Genomic DNA, 16,721 nt, shown 5'->3' with positions numbered 1-16,721 from the left:
CTAAATATATATATGAAGAAATCTAATTTTATTAGTCTTGACAGTTTGTCATTACAGGATTTTGATGAAAACTCAGAATTAATTCCTTTAATGACCCCTGAAGATGAAGAAGCAATAAACAATGAAAAACTTCCTGAAACTTTACCAATATTATCTTTAAGAAATACGGTGTTGTTTCCAGGTGTAGTTATTCCAATTACAGCAGGTAGAGATAAATCTATTAAACTAATAAACGATGCCAATAAAGGTGGAAAAGTAATTGGTGTTGTAGCTCAAAAAGATGAATCGGTTGAAAATCCAACCTCTAAAGAAATACACGAAACAGGTACAGTTGCTAAAATTCTACGTGTTTTAAAAATGCCAGATGGTAATGTAACAGTTATTATCCAAGGGAAAAAACGATTTAAAGTAGCTGAGGTACTTACTGAAGAGCCTTATATGACTGCTACTATTAGAGATATTCCTGAAGCTAAACCAGCTGTAAAAAATAAAGAGTTTACAGCAATTATAGACTCTATTAAAGACTTAGCGTTAGAGATTATTAAAGAAAGTCCAAACATTCCTAGCGAAGCATCATTTGCTATAAAAAATATTGAAAGCAATTCGTTTTTAGTGAATTTTGTGTCTTCAAACATGAATTTAGCGGTAGCAGAAAAGCAAGCACTATTAGAAATTGATGACCTAAAAAAGCGTGCTTTAGCGACGTTAAAATTCATGAATGTTGAGTTTCAAAAGTTAGAACTTAAAAATGATATCCAGTCTAGAGTTCAAATGGATATGAGTCAGCAACAGCGTGAGTATTTCTTGCATCAACAAATGAAAACCATTCAAGAAGAATTGGGTGGTGTGAATCACGATGAGGAAATTGATGAAATGAGAACCAAAGCAAGCGAAAAACTTTGGGATGAAAAAATAGCGAAGCATTTTGATAAAGAGCTTTCTAAAATGCAACGTATGAATCCGCAGGTGGCAGAATATTCTATACAGCGTAACTATTTAGAGTTATTTTTAGATTTACCATGGAATGAATTTAGCAAAGATAAATTCGACTTAAAACGCGCCATGAAAATCTTAGATAGAGATCATTTTGGGTTAGAAGATGTAAAACGCAGAATTATAGAATATTTAGCCGTTTTAAAACTTCGTAACGATATGAAGTCGCCTATTTTATGTTTGTATGGACCTCCAGGAGTTGGTAAAACCTCTTTAGGAAAGTCAATAGCAGAAGCTTTAGGTAGAGAATATGTTCGTATTTCTTTAGGGGGATTAAGAGATGAAGCCGAAATACGCGGACATAGAAAAACTTACATTGGTGCTATGCCAGGGCGTATTATTCAAAGTCTAAAAAAGGCAGGAACATCAAATCCTGTTTTTGTTTTAGATGAAATTGATAAACTATCAAATTCACATCAAGGCGATCCATCATCTGCAATGTTAGAAGTTTTAGATCCAGAGCAAAATAGTGAGTTTTACGATAACTTCTTAGAAATGGGTTACGACCTTTCTAAAGTTATGTTTATAGCTACTTCAAATAGTTTATCAACCATACAACCTGCATTGTTAGACCGTATGGAAATTATTAATGTTACGGGTTATACGATTGAAGAAAAGGTAGAGATTGCAAAACGTCATTTACTACCAAAACAATTAAAAGAGCATGGTTTAACAGCTAAGCATTTAAAAATTGATAAACCACAATTAGAAAAAATAGTTGAAGGTTACACGCGTGAATCTGGTGTTCGTGGTCTTGAAAAGCAAATAGCGAAAATGGTGCGTTACGCAGCCAAAAATATAGCTATGGAAGAAGATTATAACATCAAAATATCTAATGAGAATATTATTGAAGTTTTAGGCGGACCAAAATTAGAGCGCGATAAATATGAAAATAACAATGTAGCTGGAGTAGTGACTGGTTTAGCTTGGACACGTGTTGGTGGAGATATTCTATTTATAGAGTCTATTCTTTCTAAAGGAAAAGGGGCAATGACAATTACTGGGAATCTTGGTAAGGTCATGAAGGAATCTGCTACAATTGCTATGGAGTATATTAAATCTAATGCTGATGAATTTGGTGTAAATCCTACCGTTTTTGATAATTATAATGTGCATATTCACGTGCCAGAAGGCGCAACACCTAAAGATGGACCAAGTGCAGGTGTAACCATGTTAACCTCTTTAGTATCTTTATTTACACAACGTAAAGTAAAGAAAAGTTTAGCCATGACTGGTGAAATTACACTCCGAGGAAAAGTGCTTCCTGTTGGTGGAATAAAAGAAAAGATTTTAGCAGCAAAACGTGCTAGAATAAAAGAGATTTTATTGTGTGAAGAGAATAGGAGAGATATTGAAGAAATTAAACCTGAATATTTAAAAGGTTTAACATTTCATTACGTTTCGGAGATGAGTGATGTTATTAAATTAGCACTTACAAATCAAAAGGTTAAAAATCCTAAAAAGATATAATTATTATAAACTTTTAAACCTCGATGCTAATCGAGGTTTTTTTATGATTTAAAATAAAAGATACATGCTATCGTTTTAAGATAGATTTACTTACTTTGTGTCGTAAATATGCTAAGGAAAATTATCTTATTTTTTTGTTTGTTTCTTACTGCTCTGTCCTTTGCTCAAGTAGGAGGTGAGACTACCTATCAGTTTTTAAACTTAGTGTCGTCACCTCGTCAAGCCGCTTTAGGAGGAAAGGTTTTTACAAATGTAGATTATGATGTTACACAAGCGCTCTTTAATCCAGCAACTATAAATGCTGAAATGGATAATCAGTTAGCCATAAATTATACAAGTTACTTAGGAGGCATAGGTTATGGTACAGCATCATATGCTTATACTATTGATAGGCACACTCAAACATTTCATGCAGGAGTTACGTATATAAATTATGGCTCATTTGATGGTTATGATGAGGCTGGTAATTCTACAGGATCTTTTACTGGAAATGAAACAGCATTGTCCTTTGGATATGCCACACAAATAGGATATTCAGATTTTTACTTTGGTGGTAATATCAAATTAATAACCTCTAAATTAGAACAATACAGTTCTTTTGGTGCTGCCACAGATTTAGGATTAATATACGTTAATGATTATTTAGATTTTAACGCGGCACTAGTAGTTAGAAATTTTGGAACCCAAATAACTACTTATGCAGGACTTAAAGAGCATTTGCCATTTGAAGTCGCTTTTGGAATGTCTCAACGCTTAGAAAATGTACCAATTCGCTGGCATGTTACTTTAGAGAATTTACAACAATGGCCAATTTCAAGACCAAATCCTGCGCGTAATACAAGTGACTTAAGTGGAAATCAATCCAACGAAAAAGTGGGTTTTCTGGGTCAAGTTATAAGACATACCATTGTTGGAGCAGAAATATTTCCAGAAGGTGGTTTTAATATCCGTTTGGGTTATAATTTCCGTAGGGGAGAAGAGTTAAGAATATTGGATCAGCGCAATTTTTCTGGACTTTCGGCAGGTATTTCAATTAAAATGAATAAAATGCGATTTAGCTATACTCATGCAAAATATACCAGTGCAGCCAATTCAAACTTCTTCGGTTTACAAATAGATTTACAATAAATACCTATTTTTGTTGCTTCAAAATATTTTATGAATAAAATTACTATTGCAATAGACGGATTCTCATCAACAGGTAAAAGTACTGTTGCAAAACAACTCGCAAAACATTTGGGTTATGTGTATGTAGATACTGGAGCTATGTATAGAGCTGTAACGTTTTATGCAATGCAAAATGGATTAATTAATAAGATTGATTTTAATGCTGAAGCACTAATTTACCAATTGTCAAATATTGAAATAAGTTTTAAGTTTAATGAATCTTTAGGGTTTGCTGAAGTGTATTTAAACGATGTAAATATTGAAAATGAAATTCGTACACTTGAGGTTTCTGGTTATGTTAGTCAAGTGGCCACAATTTCAGAAGTTCGCCATAAACTAGTTGAACAACAACAAAAAATGGGAAAAGATAAAGGTGTGGTAATGGATGGAAGAGACATTGGTACGGTTGTTTTTCCAGATGCAGAACTTAAATTATTTATGACTGCTTCTGCAGATACTAGAGCAGAAAGACGTTATCAAGAGCTTATTGAAAGAGGTGATGACGTAGATTATGATGCTGTTTTAAACAACGTAAAAGAACGTGACTTTATTGATTCAAATAGAGAAGACTCTCCTTTAGTTAAGGCAGATGATGCTATTGAAATTGATAATTCAAATATGACTTTAGATGAACAATTCAATAAAATTCTTCAACTAGTAAAAATGACTATTGAGGATTGTGAATAATGATATTGCATCATTGAGAACGTAGTGATACAATATGTTTAATTCTAATTCAAAATATTTTTAAGTAGCTGCGCAACTTAAAAAAAGTAATAAAAAAGCGAACCTTAATACGGGTTCGCTTTTTGGTTTTAAAATATTTTAAATTCCTACAAGTTAGGAATAATTAATTCTTGATCTTGATGTATAACATCAGGGTTTTTCAATATGTCAGAGTTTGCTTTAAATATGTCTTGATATTTAGAAGCTTTACCATAATATTGAATAGCAATTTTACCCAAAGTTTCTCCACTTTTAACGGTATGTCTTGCATAAACACTTTCATCTGCCACCGTAATATTTGCTTTAATATCAGCAGGATGATCACCACCTATTTCTTTTATTTTATCCCAAATAATATTTTTTTCATACTGTGTTTTGGCTGTACCTTTTACTTTTAGAACACCATTATCAACGCTTACTTCTCCATTTTGAATATTAAGCTTTTCACCTAAATCTAATACTGGTTGATATTTTTCTTTAACCATTTTGTTTAATTTTTATAATTAATTTATTGTTTACAATATAGTAAAATATTTAATTTCATTGAAAGAAAATAATTACTTTACATTTTTGATTTAAAACTCATTTAAAACTCATTAAAAACCAAGTAATTTATTCATTCATTTTTAGGTAATTATAGTAAAAATATGTATTTTTGCACTCCTTTTAGCGAATCGTCGGAAAGATAAAAGGAAATGAAACTAAAAAAAACAATAACACTTCTGTGTATTAATCGCTTAAGTCTTCCGAAGTATACAGAATACAAAACTTGATATAATTGATTTTTTCATTAATTATGGAATGTGAATTATATTAAATATTTATTTTAAATGGCTGAAAAAGCAAACCAAGCTGAAGTTGAAGCAACTGATGCTACAACAGTAGACGCTCCAGTAGTATCTGAAGCGAAAGCAAACCCTGAAAAATTCTTAAGTGATTTTAACTGGCACAATTACCAAGAAGGTATTGATGAGGTAGATGATCAACAACTTAAAGAATTTGAAAAATTAGTAGCTGAAAATTTCGTTGACACTCTTGATGATGAAGTAGTAACTGGTACTGTAGTACACATTTCTGATAGAGATGCTATTATAGATATCAACGCTAAATCTGAAGGTGTTATTTCTTTAAACGAATTTCGTTACAATCCAGACTTAAAAGTTGGAGACAAAGTAGAAGTATTAATTGATGTTCGTGAAGATGCAACAGGACAATTAGTATTATCTCACAGAAAAGCACGTGTAATTAAAGCATGGGATCGTGTTAATAAAGCACACGAAACTGGAGAAATCGTTAATGGTTTTGTAAAATGCAGAACTAAAGGTGGTATGATTGTAGATGTTTTTGGAATTGAAGCATTTTTACCAGGTTCTCAAATTGATGTTAAACCAATTAGAGATTACGACCAGTATGTAAATAAAACTATGGAATTTAAAGTTGTGAAAATCAACCACGAATTCAAAAACGTAGTAGTTTCTCATAAAGCTTTAATTGAAGCTGATATTGAAGAACAAAAGAAAGAAATTATTGGTCAATTAGAAAAAGGTCAAGTACTAGAAGGTGTTGTTAAAAACATTACTTCTTACGGTGTATTTATTGATCTTGGTGGCGTTGATGGATTAGTTCATATTACAGATTTATCTTGGTCTCGTATCAACCATCCAAATGAGATTGTTGAATTAGATCAAAAATTAAATGTTGTAATCCTTGATTTTGATGAAAACAAATCAAGAATCCAATTAGGTCTTAAACAATTAAGCAAACACCCATGGGAAGCTTTAGCTGATACTGTAAAAGTAGGAGATAAAGTAAAAGGTAAAGTAGTTGTAATCGCAGATTACGGTGCATTTATTGAAGTAGCTGATGGAGTTGAAGGTTTAATTCACGTTTCTGAAATGTCTTGGTCAACTCATTTACGTTCTGCTCAAGATTTCGTTTCTGTAGGAGATGAGGTTGAAGCAGTTATCTTAACTTTAGATAGAGAAGATCGTAAAATGTCTCTTGGTATCAAGCAATTAACTGCAGATCCATGGACAGATATTACAACTAAATATCCATTAGGTTCTAAGCACACAGGTGTTGTACGTAACTTTACAAACTTTGGTGTTTTTGTTGAATTAGAAGAAGGAATTGACGGATTAATTTATATCTCAGATTTATCTTGGACTAAGAAAATCAAACATCCATCTGAGTTTTGTGCAGTTGGAGATAAGTTAGATGTTATTGTATTAGAATTAGATGTTGAAGGACGTAAATTAAGTTTAGGTCACAAACAAACTACTGAAAATCCTTGGGATAAATATGAAACTGATTTCGCTTTAGAAACTGTTCATACTGCAGAAATTTCTGAAATAGTTGACAAAGGAGCTACGGTAGAATTTAACGAAGATATCGTTGCATTTGTACCTTCTCGTCACCTTGAAAAAGAAGACGGAAGCAAACTTAAAAAAGGAGATAGTGCAGAGTTTAAAATTATTGAATTCAATAAAGAATTTAAACGTGTAGTCGCTTCTCATACTGCGATATTTAAAGCAGAAGAAGTTGCCAATGTAAAAGCAGCTGTTAAAAAAGCAGCAACTGCAGCAGCAGAAGCAAAACCAACTTTAGGTGATGCTAATGATGCTTTACAAGCTCTTAAAGATAAAATGGACGGAAAAACTACTAAAGCTAAGAAATAGTAATTTTCTAATCATTAAATATTTAAAAGCCTTCCAATTTGGAAGGCTTTTTTTGTTATCTAAAACGAATAAATATTAAACTTAAAGAAACATATTGTTTATTCATCTACACTTTATTGGTATTCAACTAAAAACAGATTTCTTTTTTAAGATTTAAATTACTTTTATACCAATGAAAAAAACACAAAGACACAAAAAACAATAAAATATATAAGTATACAATTAACCTACAGTTATGTAAAAAAAGAAGCTTTCCCCAAGCTTCTTTTTTTTATTTATAAACAAACTATTTTACTTACCTTTGTACTCCAAATACGTTTGGATAGTATATGAGTCAAAAAGTTTTACTTAACGCAAAAGAGGTAAACATCATTCTTCACCGATTGGCTTGTCAACTTATTGAAAAACATAACGACTTTTCTAATACCGTTTTAATTGGTTTACAACCACGTGGTGTGTTTTTAGCAGATAGATTAGCTAAAATATTAAAAGAAGACTACAAGGTTAAAAACATTAAATTAGGACATTTAGATATCACTTTTTTTAGAGATGATTTTCGTCGAGGTGAAAAAACATTAGAAGCTAATACTACAAAAATCAACTTTTTAGTAGAAGATAAAAATATTGTATTTATTGATGATGTGTTACATACAGGACGTAGTATACGTGCTGCATTAACAGCTATACAATCTTTTGGAAGACCAAACGAGATAGAATTGCTAACCTTAATAGATAGACGTTTTAGTAGACATTTACCTATTCAGCCTAATTATAGAGGCAGACAAGTAGATGTTATAAATAACGAAAAAGTAAAAGTGAACTGGAAAGAACGCGATAATGAAGATTCAGTTTATTTAATTGAAAAATAAATAAAACAATGAGCGAATTAAGTGTCAATCACTTATTAGGAATAAAATATCTTAACAAAAAAGATATTCAACTTATTTTTGAAACTGCCGATCATTTTAAAGAAGTGATTAATAGACCAATTAAAAAAGTGCCTTCGCTTAGAGACATTACCATCGCAAACTTATTTTTTGAAAATTCTACCAGAACAAAACTATCGTTTGAGTTAGCTGAAAAGCGATTATCTGCCGATGTTATAAATTTTTCATCAGCACAATCTTCAGTAAAAAAAGGAGAGACTTTAATAGATACGGTAAACAATATCTTATCCATGAAGGTAGATATGGTAGTCATGCGACACCCAAATCCTGGTGCAGGCGTATTTTTATCAAAACACGTAAAAGCAAGTATTATTAATGCAGGAGATGGCGCGCATGAGCATCCTACACAAGCGCTTTTAGATTCTTATTCAATAAGAGAAAAACTAGGTGAAGTAGCAGGAAAGAAAGTCGTTATTGTTGGAGATATTTTGCACAGTAGGGTCGCTCTATCAAATATTTTTGCACTACAACTTCAAGGCGCTCAAGTTATGGTTTGTGGACCAAAAACTTTAATTCCAAAATATATTGATAAACTTGGAGTGAAAGTTGAAACAAACTTAAATAAAGCACTAAATTGGTGTGATGTAGCAAATATGTTACGAGTTCAAAACGAACGTATGGATATTAGTTATTTTCCTTCAACAAGAGAGTATACACAACAGTTTGGTGTGAATAGGGAATTACTAGATTCATTAGATAAAGAAATCACTATAATGCATCCAGGACCAATAAACAGAGGTGTGGAGATTACTAGTGATGTGGCCGATTCTAAACAATCCATAATTTTAGACCAAGTTCAAAACGGAGTAGCTATTAGAATGGCAGTTATATACTTATTAGCATCAAAAATTAAACAGTAGATTATGATTTTAGATCAAAACGGAAATATATCTATAATCACGCAAGAAAAAGCAACGGTTATAGAGTTAGTTAAAAAACTACAAACCTTATATCCTAAATTTAAGAATAATAACATTATAGTTGCCTTAACAACTTTAAAGAAATTAGTTCTAGAGGATATTATTGAGTTTTTAGAAATTTCAAATAATCACAGAGCTACAAAACATTCTTTTGTAATTGTAACAGATAAAATTGACTTAAATATTGTTCCAGATGAAGTTGTTGTAGTACCTACTATGCAAGAGGCCTACGATATTATTGAAATGGAAGAAATGGAACGTGATTTAGGATTTTAATATGAGTAAATTCTATCTTGCACAAGTAAATATTGCCAAAAGGTTAGCTCCAATGGATGATCCAATAATGCAAGACTTTGTTAATAATTTAGATAGAATAAATGGAATTGCTGATGTTAGTGAGGGGTTTATTTGGAGATTAAAAGACGAAGATAAGGATGAAGCTGTTAGTGTTTTTAAAGATGATACTTTAATTATAAATATGTCTATTTGGGCAGATTTAGATTCTCTTTTCAATTATACTTACAAATCTGATCATGTTGAAATTTTTAAACGTAAAAAGGAATGGTTTAGTAAAATAAAAATGATGCACATGGCATTTTGGTACGTGCCAGAAAGTTATGAGCCTACTTTCCAAGATGCTAAAAACCATTTAGATTATTTGAGTATTCATGGTGATACACCATATGCTTTTACATTTAAAAATAAATTCACAGTTAAGGATTCATTAAATTATAAACCGCTTAATAAATAATATGAAGCTCTCAATTTTAGGCTGTTATAGTGCAACTCCACGAACATTAAATAATACAACTTCGCAAGTATTAGAAATTAATAACCACATGTTTTTAATAGATTGTGGTGAGGGAACTCAAGTACAGTTACGCAAGCATAAAATTAAGTTTAATCGTATTAAACATATTTTTATATCTCATTTACATGGCGATCATTTTTTTGGTTTGGTTGGTTTAATTTCTACTTTTAGATTATTAACACGCGAAACAGATTTACATGTTTATGGTCCAAAAGGGATTAAAGAAGTTGTTACACTACAAATGAAATTAGCCGATTCATGGACAAATTATAATTTATTTTTTCATGAATTGACTTCAGATAAATCTGAATTAATTTTTGAAGATGATAAAGTAGAAGTTCATACTATTCCATTAAATCATAGAGTTTACACTAATGGGTATCTTTTCAAGGAAAAAGAAGGTGAGCGTAGTTTAAATGTTTTAGCAGCAGAAAAAGCAAATATAGATATAGCCTATTATAGAAAACTTAAACAAGGTTTTGATGTTGTTAATGAGAATGGGGAAACTATAAAAAATGCAACGGTTACCAAAGCGGGTAAAAAACCAAAAAGCTATGCGTTTTGTAGTGATACGATGTATAAAGAAGATATTATTCCTATTATAGAAAGTACCGATGTACTTTATCATGAATCTACTTTTTTAGACAAACACGCACATTTAGCTGTAAAAACTAAGCACTCTACAGCAAAAGAAGCTGCTTGTATCGCTAAAAAAGCTAATGCAGGCACATTACTGCTTGGACATTATTCTACACGTTATGACGATTTAAATGCTTTTAAAAAAGAAGCTCAAGAAGTTTTTAAAAACGTTGAGTTGTGCGACGATGGAAAAGTATTTGAATTTAACTAAGCTCTTTTAAACTTAAAATCCAATCAAAAGCATCTTCAAGACTGCTAGTTATTTTTATTTTTCTTTTTGAAAACTGCTTTTCTATGGTAGCATTCATAAGTGTCATTTTTGAATAATAAACAGAGGCGCTAGCAACTACAAAATTATATTTTTCAAAAAATTTACTCCAAATATCTGGCTCGAAAGAATATGAGTTTATTCTATTAGAAATATATCCAACTTTGCAATTTTTACCGTAGTGTTGCAAAATGCTATTAGTAATGATTTCGGTTTTATCCCAGTCAAAGTGTATTCCGTAGTTCATTTCTGCAACTATTATTTTTTCTAAAAAGAATAACTTTCCAAAACCAAACTTTTTTAGAGAATAAGTATATTTTTTACTTAAAGAGGAATTCTCAAACTGCATTTATCAATAACTAAAATATTACATAAATTTTATGTAATAAAAATATATGATGCAATATAAGAAATAACTTATATATTTAATAATTTGTTTAAATTTAGAAAACGCGCTCGCTTTTAAGTTCTTTTATATTAGAGATCCATGTAATAGCTTGTGTTAAGCTATCACAGCGTTTTAGACTTTTTTTAAAAAACCGCTTTTCAAGTGTCGCATTCATCAAAGTCATATGATTATAAATCACTATTGCACTTGCAATAATCATATTAAACTCTTTATCCACTTTGTTCCAATGATTGGGGTTTACCGAATAGGAATTAACTCGATTAGGGATGTAACCTAGTTGTGCATCTTTTCCGTAAAAGCTAATTAACTCTGCCATTACAGTTTCAATCATATTCCAATCAAAATGAATACCTTCATTTAGTTCGGAAATAAAAAACTTTTCACATAAGTAGAATTTACCAAAAGGCATTTGTAATTTGTAGTGCTTTATGCTATTAAAGAACTCAGAATCTTCAAACTTCATATTTATTTTCTTAGGGGGCGCAAACATATGAAAGTTATTATATAATTACTCTGAATAAAAATAATTAATTTTTGTTATTTTGTATATTATGGAAAAGGATTTAAGTAACTATAGAAAATCTTACGAAAAAGGTGAATTACTTTTAAATGAAGTATCACAAAACCCGATGGAACTATTCCAAAAATGGTTTTATGAGGTTGATACTTTTTTTGCTGAAGAAGAAACCAATGCTATGACAATTTCTACTTTAGGGCTAGATGGTTACCCAAAAAATAGAATTGTACTTTTAAAACGTTTCACTTATGAGGGGTTTATATTTTATACCAATTATAATAGTGAAAAGGGAAAAGCTATAGAAAATAACCCAAATGTATGTTTATCCTTTTTTTGGCATGGAGCAGAAAGACAAATTATAATTAAAGGAAAAGCAGAGAAAATTGCTGAGAATTTAAGTGATGGTTATTTTGAATCTAGACCTCGTGGAAGCCAATTAGGTGCTTTGGTTTCTAACCAAAGTGATGTTATAAAGGACAGACAATATATTGAAGATAAACTCTCAAAATTAGAAAAAGAATACGAAGGTAAAGAAATACCTAGACCATCACATTGGGGAGGTTACATTGTTAAGCCAATTCAAATTGAATTTTGGCAAGGTAGACCTAATAGATTACATGATAGAATTAGATATTCCTTACAAGAAGATTATAACTGGTTAATTAATCGATTATCTCCATAAAAAAACGTCAAAATGCATTTTTTATTTTATAAAACATGTATTTCAACGATTAAAAGCAATTGTTATCGATTAACGACATGTTCTTTATCGATTTTAACAAATCATTAACATTTACTTCAGGGTTGACCAATTAGATTTACAGAACCAAATCTAAATTTAACTTAACCTATGAAGTTATTTACCAAACTGCCATTAGTGGCACTGTTAGCTATTTTGATGCTTTCTTCTTGTTCTACGGACAGCATTGATGATAAAGTAGACGCTATTGAGTTAAACCTTGTAACTCTTGAAGCTAAAAACATTGAAGTAGAAATACTAAACCTTATTAATGATCATAGATTATCTGTAGGATTAAATTCATTAAATGATATGAGTATAGTGAAATCTGTTGCTTTTAGTCATACAGATTATATGGTTGATAATCATGAAGTATCTCATGCAAATTTTTATACACGTAGTAATTACCTTAAAGAAAATGCTGGAGCTAAAAAAGTATCTGAAAATGTCGCATTTGGTTATAGTTCAGCAGAAGGAGTTGTGAATGCTTGGTTAAAAAGTGAATCTCATAAAGCGAACTTAGAAGGCGATTATACAAATTTTGATATTTCTGCTGAAAAAAGCGAAGATGGAAGATGGTATTATACCAATATCTTTATAAAAAAATAATATTGCTTTTATTTAAAAGCAATACACAATATAACCTTTTTAATTTACTGATTTTTAGCGATTAAAAAATTAAACTGGTTATTTTAATAACTTTGTTATTAAATTTAGCTTTAGGTATAAAATCCTCTCAATTTTGAGGGGATTTTTTTGTTACTAATAGTCCTATAAAATAGTTGGACTAGCTTTAGGAAGAAGTGAGAACTGTACTATATTAGTTTTTAAATCTATCAGTCATTTTTCGTATTAAATTATAAACAAAAGCGTTTGTTTTGGCATAATAAAAAGATATAATACAAACTACAATCATAAATAAAATTGCTCCAATTATAGCTTCAGTAGGATCTAAAGATTGATTAAAAAAGCGTTTTAGTCCGTAGCCCGTAAAACTTCCGTAAAGTAAAATAAAATGTATAACATAAATGGATAATGTTTTCTCTCCAATTTTAACAATTAATGATTGCTTTAAAAACCGCTCAAAAGTATAAAACACTCCAAATAAAACAAGCACATTACCAAGTCTGGAAAATAGATAGTTAAATTTGGCACTCATTTCAAATAATTCAATATCAGTAATTTCATATAGTTTTATTAATAACCATGATGATTGATAAATGAGTAAACTTCCTAAAATAAAAAATGAAATAATTGTAAATACTTTAAAACGACTTTTGTGTGCATGCCTGAAAAAAACTGTAGATAATAAAGCGCCAAAAGCAGAATATCCAAACCAAGGCAGTATAGTGAAAACAGAGCCATTGGTTTTTGTCATATAATTTGCAATAAATTTTGGAATGTTTTCTAAAGTTAAAGTTCTGTATAGAGGTTCGGTTACAAAGCACAAACATCCAATACTAAAAAGAACTACCGAAAACAGATAACTATGTTTTCTAAACAATATATGAAGAAAAACAAGTAAGATTAAAGCCAAACCAATACATTGAAGCACATCAATAACTAAAATGTAGGGGCTAAAATAACCATCTATCCAACTTTTAAGATTAACACGTAAACTATACCCAATAACAAGGAGTAATAAGCCTCTAAATAATCCTTTTTTAATTCGGGGTTTATCATCGCCTTTAGCATAGGCACGTAATAGTAAATAAGCAAAAACTAACCCAGAAATTGTAAAAAAAACTGGGGCTGTTATCCCCCTAAAATAAGTCCAGATGTTGTAAATGGCATTGGTGTTATCTCTGTAAATAGGGTTTAATAATGTATCAATAAAATGACCTTGTAACATCATTAAAATGGCAAATGCTCTTAAAGCATCAATAAAGTATAAGCGGTTAGGTTGCAATATAAGTTAGTTTATCGGCGATAAATATACTTTTAAATAATTAAAAATTAATCTTGGTAAAGTGATATATTTATAAAAAATTACTACTATCAATTAGTTTATGAATCAAATTATTAAAGACTTTTCCGATTATGCTTGGGGATTACCTCTAGTAATTTTACTCATAGGAGGTGGTTTTTATCTCTTAATATTATCAAAATTTTTGCCGTTTCGTTTTTTAGGTCATGCTATTCAAGTGTTGCGTGGTAAGTTTGATAATCCAGATGATTCTGGTGAGATAAGTCATTTTAAAGCGCTAACAACAGCATTATCATCAACAATAGGTATGGGTAATATAGCAGGTGTTGCTGTAGCAATTTCAGTTGGAGGACCAGGTGCTATGTTTTGGATGTGGGTAAGTGCTATTGTAGGAATGTCCACAAAATTTTTCACTTGTACTTTAGCTGTAATGTATCGAGGTAAAGATAGTGCTGGCGAATTACAAGGCGGTCCTATGTATTTTATTACTGAGGGTTTAGGCAAATCCTGGAAACCATTAGCAATTATGTTTAGTATTTTTGGAATGATAGGTGCTTTACCAGTTGTAAATGTAAACCAACTAACTCAAGCCATAAACGATATTGTATTAATTCCTAACGGTGTGGAAGTAGGGTTGAAGTCTAATCTTGTTTTAGCTTTTGTATTAGTTGCCGCGACATCTATAATTATTTTAGGTGGATTAAAACGCATTAGTAATGCAGCTTCTAAAATGGTGCCTAGTATGGTTTTATTATATTTTGTTTTGGTTTTATTTATTTTGATTTCTAATTATGAAATGTTGCCAAAATATTTTTTAATGATTTTTACAGATGCCTTTTCAGCAGAAAACTTTAAAGGAGAACCTTTTTTAGGAGGTGTATTAGGGGCTTTAATATTATTAGGAATTCGTCGTGGCGCATTTTCAAACGAGGCAGGTATTGGTACAGCTCCAATGGCACATGGTGCAGCAAAAACAAACGAACCCATTCGAGAAGGTTTAGTAGCAATGCTTGGTCCAGCAATTGATACTTTAGTAGTATGTACATTAACTGCTTTAGCTATTTTAGTTACAGGTGTTTGGGAAACCACAAGTGATAATGGTGTTAGTTTAACAGCTTCAGCCTTTAGTCATACTATGCCAATTTATGGCAACTATTTACTAATGATTTGTGTGCTTATTTTTAGTGTCTCATCATTATTTTCTTATTCATATTATGGTACAAAATGTATGGCATTTTTAATTGGTGCAGATAAAAAGTATTTCTATAATTATATTTATATTATAAGTATTGTTTTGGCAGCAACAACACCATTTAGCATGATGTTGAATTTAATTGATGGTGTTTTTGCACTTATGGCAATTCCAACCATGCTAGCAACCCTTATTTTAGCACCAAAAGTGGTTAAAGAAATAAAAGCATATAAAAGTAGAATGAATTTATAAAAGAAAAGATTTAATTATTACCATGCACTTGTAAGTCTTGTGTAAAGTGTTTAATGTTTTTAAACGTATTTCTATATTCTGAAGGTGTTTGGTTTTTAGATTTTTTAAACACTCTATTAAAGTTAGCAATGTTGTTATACCCACATTTGTAGCTAATTTCACTTATAGTTAAATCGCTATCAATTAAAAATTTTGAAGCATAAATAAGTCGAACATCATTAGTATAATTAATAAAAGTCTTGCCTGTTCGGTCTTTAATAAATCTGTTAAATGAACTTTTACTCATATTTACAAGATTAGAAATCTCTGTTAACGAAATTTTATTATAATAATTTTTATGAACAAAATCATTCACTTTTTTTAGCTTTTTGCTATTTTCATATTTACCGCCTTCATGGTCATTATCAGATAGTAATTTAAAATCTTCAGCAAGAGCCAGTTCTTCTAAAATTGAAAGTAATTCGGCAAAATCACTTATTTTATTGTTATTTGAAAAAGCTTCAAGTTTTGGGATTAGTTTTAAAGCCGTTTCTTTTGAAAAATTGATACCTTCTTTAGCTTTATCAAGCAGGTTTTTTATAGGTTTAAATGTTTTTAAACGAAATAATTTATCATTAAATAACCATTCATGAAATAAAATAGTTATTTCATTTATCTCATTATTTTCACAGTGATATGTTTCCCAACCATGTTCTAAATTAGAGCCTATTAAAGTCAACTCCATATTATCCATCTCCTGCATGCTATTCCCTACAATTCTACGAATGCCTTTTCCATTACGAATAAAATTAAGCTCAAATTCTGGATGAAAATGAACAGGAAAATCAAATTCATTCTTTATTTTTTTAATTATAAAAAAAGAATCATCAGGTTTTAATTGTGTGATTTCTCTATTAATATTTTTGCTCATAATATTTTAAAATAGGATTAAAGTTAGTTAAAAAATTGGTTTCAAAAAAGAATGAAAAAAATACAAGTTTATAAAACTTGACTTATGAAGATTAAGTATGTCTTTTTGCTTTTTTTGTATTAATGTGGCAATCTAGCAAATGGTTTTTTGCGATTC

General features: G+C 30.3%; 17 protein-coding genes. 12 read left to right on the top strand and 5 right to left on the bottom strand.

The genetic code is table 11. The features are described from left to right. Positions 1-12: 12 nt before the first annotated feature. The 3 genes from lon to cmk all read left to right on the top strand — a co-directional run bounded on the left by lon (position 13) and on the right by cmk (position 4,317). Positions 13-2,463 carry an endopeptidase La gene (gene lon / locus BT151_RS08790; RefSeq protein ID WP_072401425.1) on the top strand — a complete coding sequence of 817 codons (2,451 nt, stop codon included), beginning with the start codon at positions 13-15 and terminating at the stop codon, positions 2,461-2,463. Positions 2,464-2,571: 108 nt separating this feature from the next. Continuing rightward, positions 2,572-3,591, top strand: a complete 1,020-nt coding sequence (gene porQ / locus BT151_RS08785) for a type IX secretion system protein PorQ (RefSeq protein ID WP_072401424.1) — start codon at positions 2,572-2,574, stop codon at positions 3,589-3,591. A 30-nt stretch (positions 3,592-3,621) separates the two neighbouring features. Then, positions 3,622-4,317 (top strand): (d)CMP kinase, encoded by a 696-nt coding sequence (cmk, locus tag BT151_RS08780; protein WP_072401423.1) that lies wholly within the window; start codon positions 3,622-3,624, stop codon positions 4,315-4,317. Between the two features lie 146 nt (positions 4,318-4,463). On the opposite strand, the gene BT151_RS08775 is transcribed toward cmk, so the two are convergent. After that, entirely contained in the window at positions 4,464-4,841 is a 378-nt protein-coding gene (locus tag BT151_RS08775; protein WP_072401422.1) for a LysM peptidoglycan-binding domain-containing protein, read from the bottom strand. Positions 4,842-5,186: 345 nt separating this feature from the next. Here BT151_RS08775 and rpsA point away from each other — a divergent pair, with 345 nt between their 5' ends. The 6 genes from rpsA (at position 5,187) to BT151_RS08745 (ending at position 10,562) form a co-directional block, all read left to right on the top strand. Beyond that, positions 5,187-7,034: a 30S ribosomal protein S1 gene (gene rpsA / locus BT151_RS08770; RefSeq protein WP_072401421.1), complete on the top strand. Its 1,848-nt coding sequence runs from the start codon at positions 5,187-5,189 to the stop codon at positions 7,032-7,034. Positions 7,035-7,363: 329 nt separating this feature from the next. Further along, positions 7,364-7,903 carry a bifunctional pyr operon transcriptional regulator/uracil phosphoribosyltransferase PyrR gene (gene pyrR, locus BT151_RS08765; protein WP_072401420.1) on the top strand — a complete coding sequence of 180 codons (540 nt, stop codon included), beginning with the start codon at positions 7,364-7,366 and terminating at the stop codon, positions 7,901-7,903. A gap of 8 nt (positions 7,904-7,911) precedes the next feature. Then, entirely contained in the window at positions 7,912-8,841 is a 930-nt protein-coding gene (locus tag BT151_RS08760; RefSeq protein ID WP_072401419.1) for an aspartate carbamoyltransferase catalytic subunit, read from the top strand. A 3-nt stretch (positions 8,842-8,844) separates the two neighbouring features. Further along, complete coding sequence (locus BT151_RS08755) at positions 8,845-9,177, top strand: ribonuclease Z (protein WP_072401418.1); 333 nt, start codon at positions 8,845-8,847, stop codon at positions 9,175-9,177. A 1-nt stretch (position 9,178) separates the two neighbouring features. After that, the gene (locus BT151_RS08750) at positions 9,179-9,652 is read left to right on the top strand and encodes a DUF3291 domain-containing protein (RefSeq protein ID WP_072401417.1); all 474 of its coding nucleotides are present in this window, start codon (positions 9,179-9,181) and stop codon (positions 9,650-9,652) included. Between the two features lies 1 nt (position 9,653). Beyond that, positions 9,654-10,562: a ribonuclease Z gene (locus BT151_RS08745; RefSeq protein WP_072401416.1), complete on the top strand. Its 909-nt coding sequence runs from the start codon at positions 9,654-9,656 to the stop codon at positions 10,560-10,562. On the opposite strand, the gene BT151_RS08740 is transcribed toward BT151_RS08745, so the two are convergent. Beyond that, positions 10,555-10,968 carry a hypothetical protein gene (locus tag BT151_RS08740; protein ID WP_072401415.1) on the bottom strand — a complete coding sequence of 138 codons (414 nt, stop codon included), beginning with the start codon at positions 10,966-10,968 and terminating at the stop codon, positions 10,555-10,557. The genes BT151_RS08745 and BT151_RS08740 overlap by 8 nt on opposite strands. 94 nt (positions 10,969-11,062) lie before the next feature. Continuing rightward, a complete protein-coding gene (locus BT151_RS08735; protein WP_072402611.1) occupies positions 11,063-11,491 on the bottom strand; it encodes a hypothetical protein in 429 nt (142 codons plus the stop codon). A gap of 88 nt (positions 11,492-11,579) precedes the next feature. On the opposite strand from BT151_RS08735, the gene pdxH reads away from it, so the two are divergent. Both pdxH and BT151_RS08725 read left to right on the top strand, forming a co-directional pair. After that, a complete protein-coding gene (pdxH, locus tag BT151_RS08730) occupies positions 11,580-12,227 on the top strand; it encodes a pyridoxamine 5'-phosphate oxidase (protein WP_072401414.1) in 648 nt (215 codons plus the stop codon). A 168-nt stretch (positions 12,228-12,395) separates the two neighbouring features. Beyond that, positions 12,396-12,893 (top strand): CAP domain-containing protein, encoded by a 498-nt coding sequence (locus BT151_RS08725; protein WP_072401413.1) that lies wholly within the window; start codon positions 12,396-12,398, stop codon positions 12,891-12,893. Between the two features lie 211 nt (positions 12,894-13,104). Here the strand turns inward: BT151_RS08725 and BT151_RS08720 are convergent, their stop codons facing one another. Continuing rightward, a complete protein-coding gene (locus BT151_RS08720) occupies positions 13,105-14,193 on the bottom strand; it encodes a heparan-alpha-glucosaminide N-acetyltransferase domain-containing protein (protein WP_072401412.1) in 1,089 nt (362 codons plus the stop codon). Between the two features lie 100 nt (positions 14,194-14,293). Between BT151_RS08720 and BT151_RS08715 the strand changes: the two genes are divergently transcribed. Then, a complete protein-coding gene (locus tag BT151_RS08715) occupies positions 14,294-15,655 on the top strand; it encodes an alanine/glycine:cation symporter family protein (RefSeq protein ID WP_072401411.1) in 1,362 nt (453 codons plus the stop codon). Between the two features lie 10 nt (positions 15,656-15,665). Here the strand turns inward: BT151_RS08715 and BT151_RS08710 are convergent, their stop codons facing one another. Beyond that, positions 15,666-16,565: an AraC family transcriptional regulator gene (locus BT151_RS08710; RefSeq protein WP_072401410.1), complete on the bottom strand. Its 900-nt coding sequence runs from the start codon at positions 16,563-16,565 to the stop codon at positions 15,666-15,668. Positions 16,566-16,721 lie beyond the last annotated feature (156 nt).

It is taken from the genome of Flaviramulus basaltis, from assembly GCF_900114265.1.
Taxonomy (GTDB): Bacteria; Bacteroidota; Bacteroidia; order Flavobacteriales; family Flavobacteriaceae; genus Flaviramulus; species Flaviramulus basaltis.
Note: the sequence above shows the minus strand (reverse complement) of the source record. Positions and strands in the feature narration are given on the sequence as shown.

Bases quoted from the DNA above. Each gene is read 5' to 3' on its own strand.
- lon (WP_072401425.1), top strand. From the start codon at position 13: ATGAAGAAATCTAATTTTATTAGTCTTGACAGTTTGTCATTACAGGAT.
- porQ (WP_072401424.1), top strand. From the start codon at position 2,572: ATGCTAAGGAAAATTATCTTATTTTTTTGTTTGTTTCTTACTGCTCTG.
- cmk (WP_072401423.1), top strand. From the start codon at position 3,622: ATGAATAAAATTACTATTGCAATAGACGGATTCTCATCAACAGGTAAA.
- BT151_RS08775 (WP_072401422.1), bottom strand. From the start codon at position 4,841: ATGGTTAAAGAAAAATATCAACCAGTATTAGATTTAGGTGAAAAGCTT.
- rpsA (WP_072401421.1), top strand. From the start codon at position 5,187: ATGGCTGAAAAAGCAAACCAAGCTGAAGTTGAAGCAACTGATGCTACA.
- pyrR (WP_072401420.1), top strand. From the start codon at position 7,364: ATGAGTCAAAAAGTTTTACTTAACGCAAAAGAGGTAAACATCATTCTT.
- BT151_RS08760 (WP_072401419.1), top strand. From the start codon at position 7,912: ATGAGCGAATTAAGTGTCAATCACTTATTAGGAATAAAATATCTTAAC.
- BT151_RS08755 (WP_072401418.1), top strand. From the start codon at position 8,845: ATGATTTTAGATCAAAACGGAAATATATCTATAATCACGCAAGAAAAA.
- BT151_RS08750 (WP_072401417.1), top strand. From the start codon at position 9,179: ATGAGTAAATTCTATCTTGCACAAGTAAATATTGCCAAAAGGTTAGCT.
- BT151_RS08745 (WP_072401416.1), top strand. From the start codon at position 9,654: ATGAAGCTCTCAATTTTAGGCTGTTATAGTGCAACTCCACGAACATTA.
- BT151_RS08740 (WP_072401415.1), bottom strand. From the start codon at position 10,968: ATGCAGTTTGAGAATTCCTCTTTAAGTAAAAAATATACTTATTCTCTA.
- BT151_RS08735 (WP_072402611.1), bottom strand. From the start codon at position 11,491: ATGAAGTTTGAAGATTCTGAGTTCTTTAATAGCATAAAGCACTACAAA.
- pdxH (WP_072401414.1), top strand. From the start codon at position 11,580: ATGGAAAAGGATTTAAGTAACTATAGAAAATCTTACGAAAAAGGTGAA.
- BT151_RS08725 (WP_072401413.1), top strand. From the start codon at position 12,396: ATGAAGTTATTTACCAAACTGCCATTAGTGGCACTGTTAGCTATTTTG.
- BT151_RS08715 (WP_072401411.1), top strand. From the start codon at position 14,294: ATGAATCAAATTATTAAAGACTTTTCCGATTATGCTTGGGGATTACCT.
- BT151_RS08710 (WP_072401410.1), bottom strand. From the start codon at position 16,565: ATGAGCAAAAATATTAATAGAGAAATCACACAATTAAAACCTGATGAT.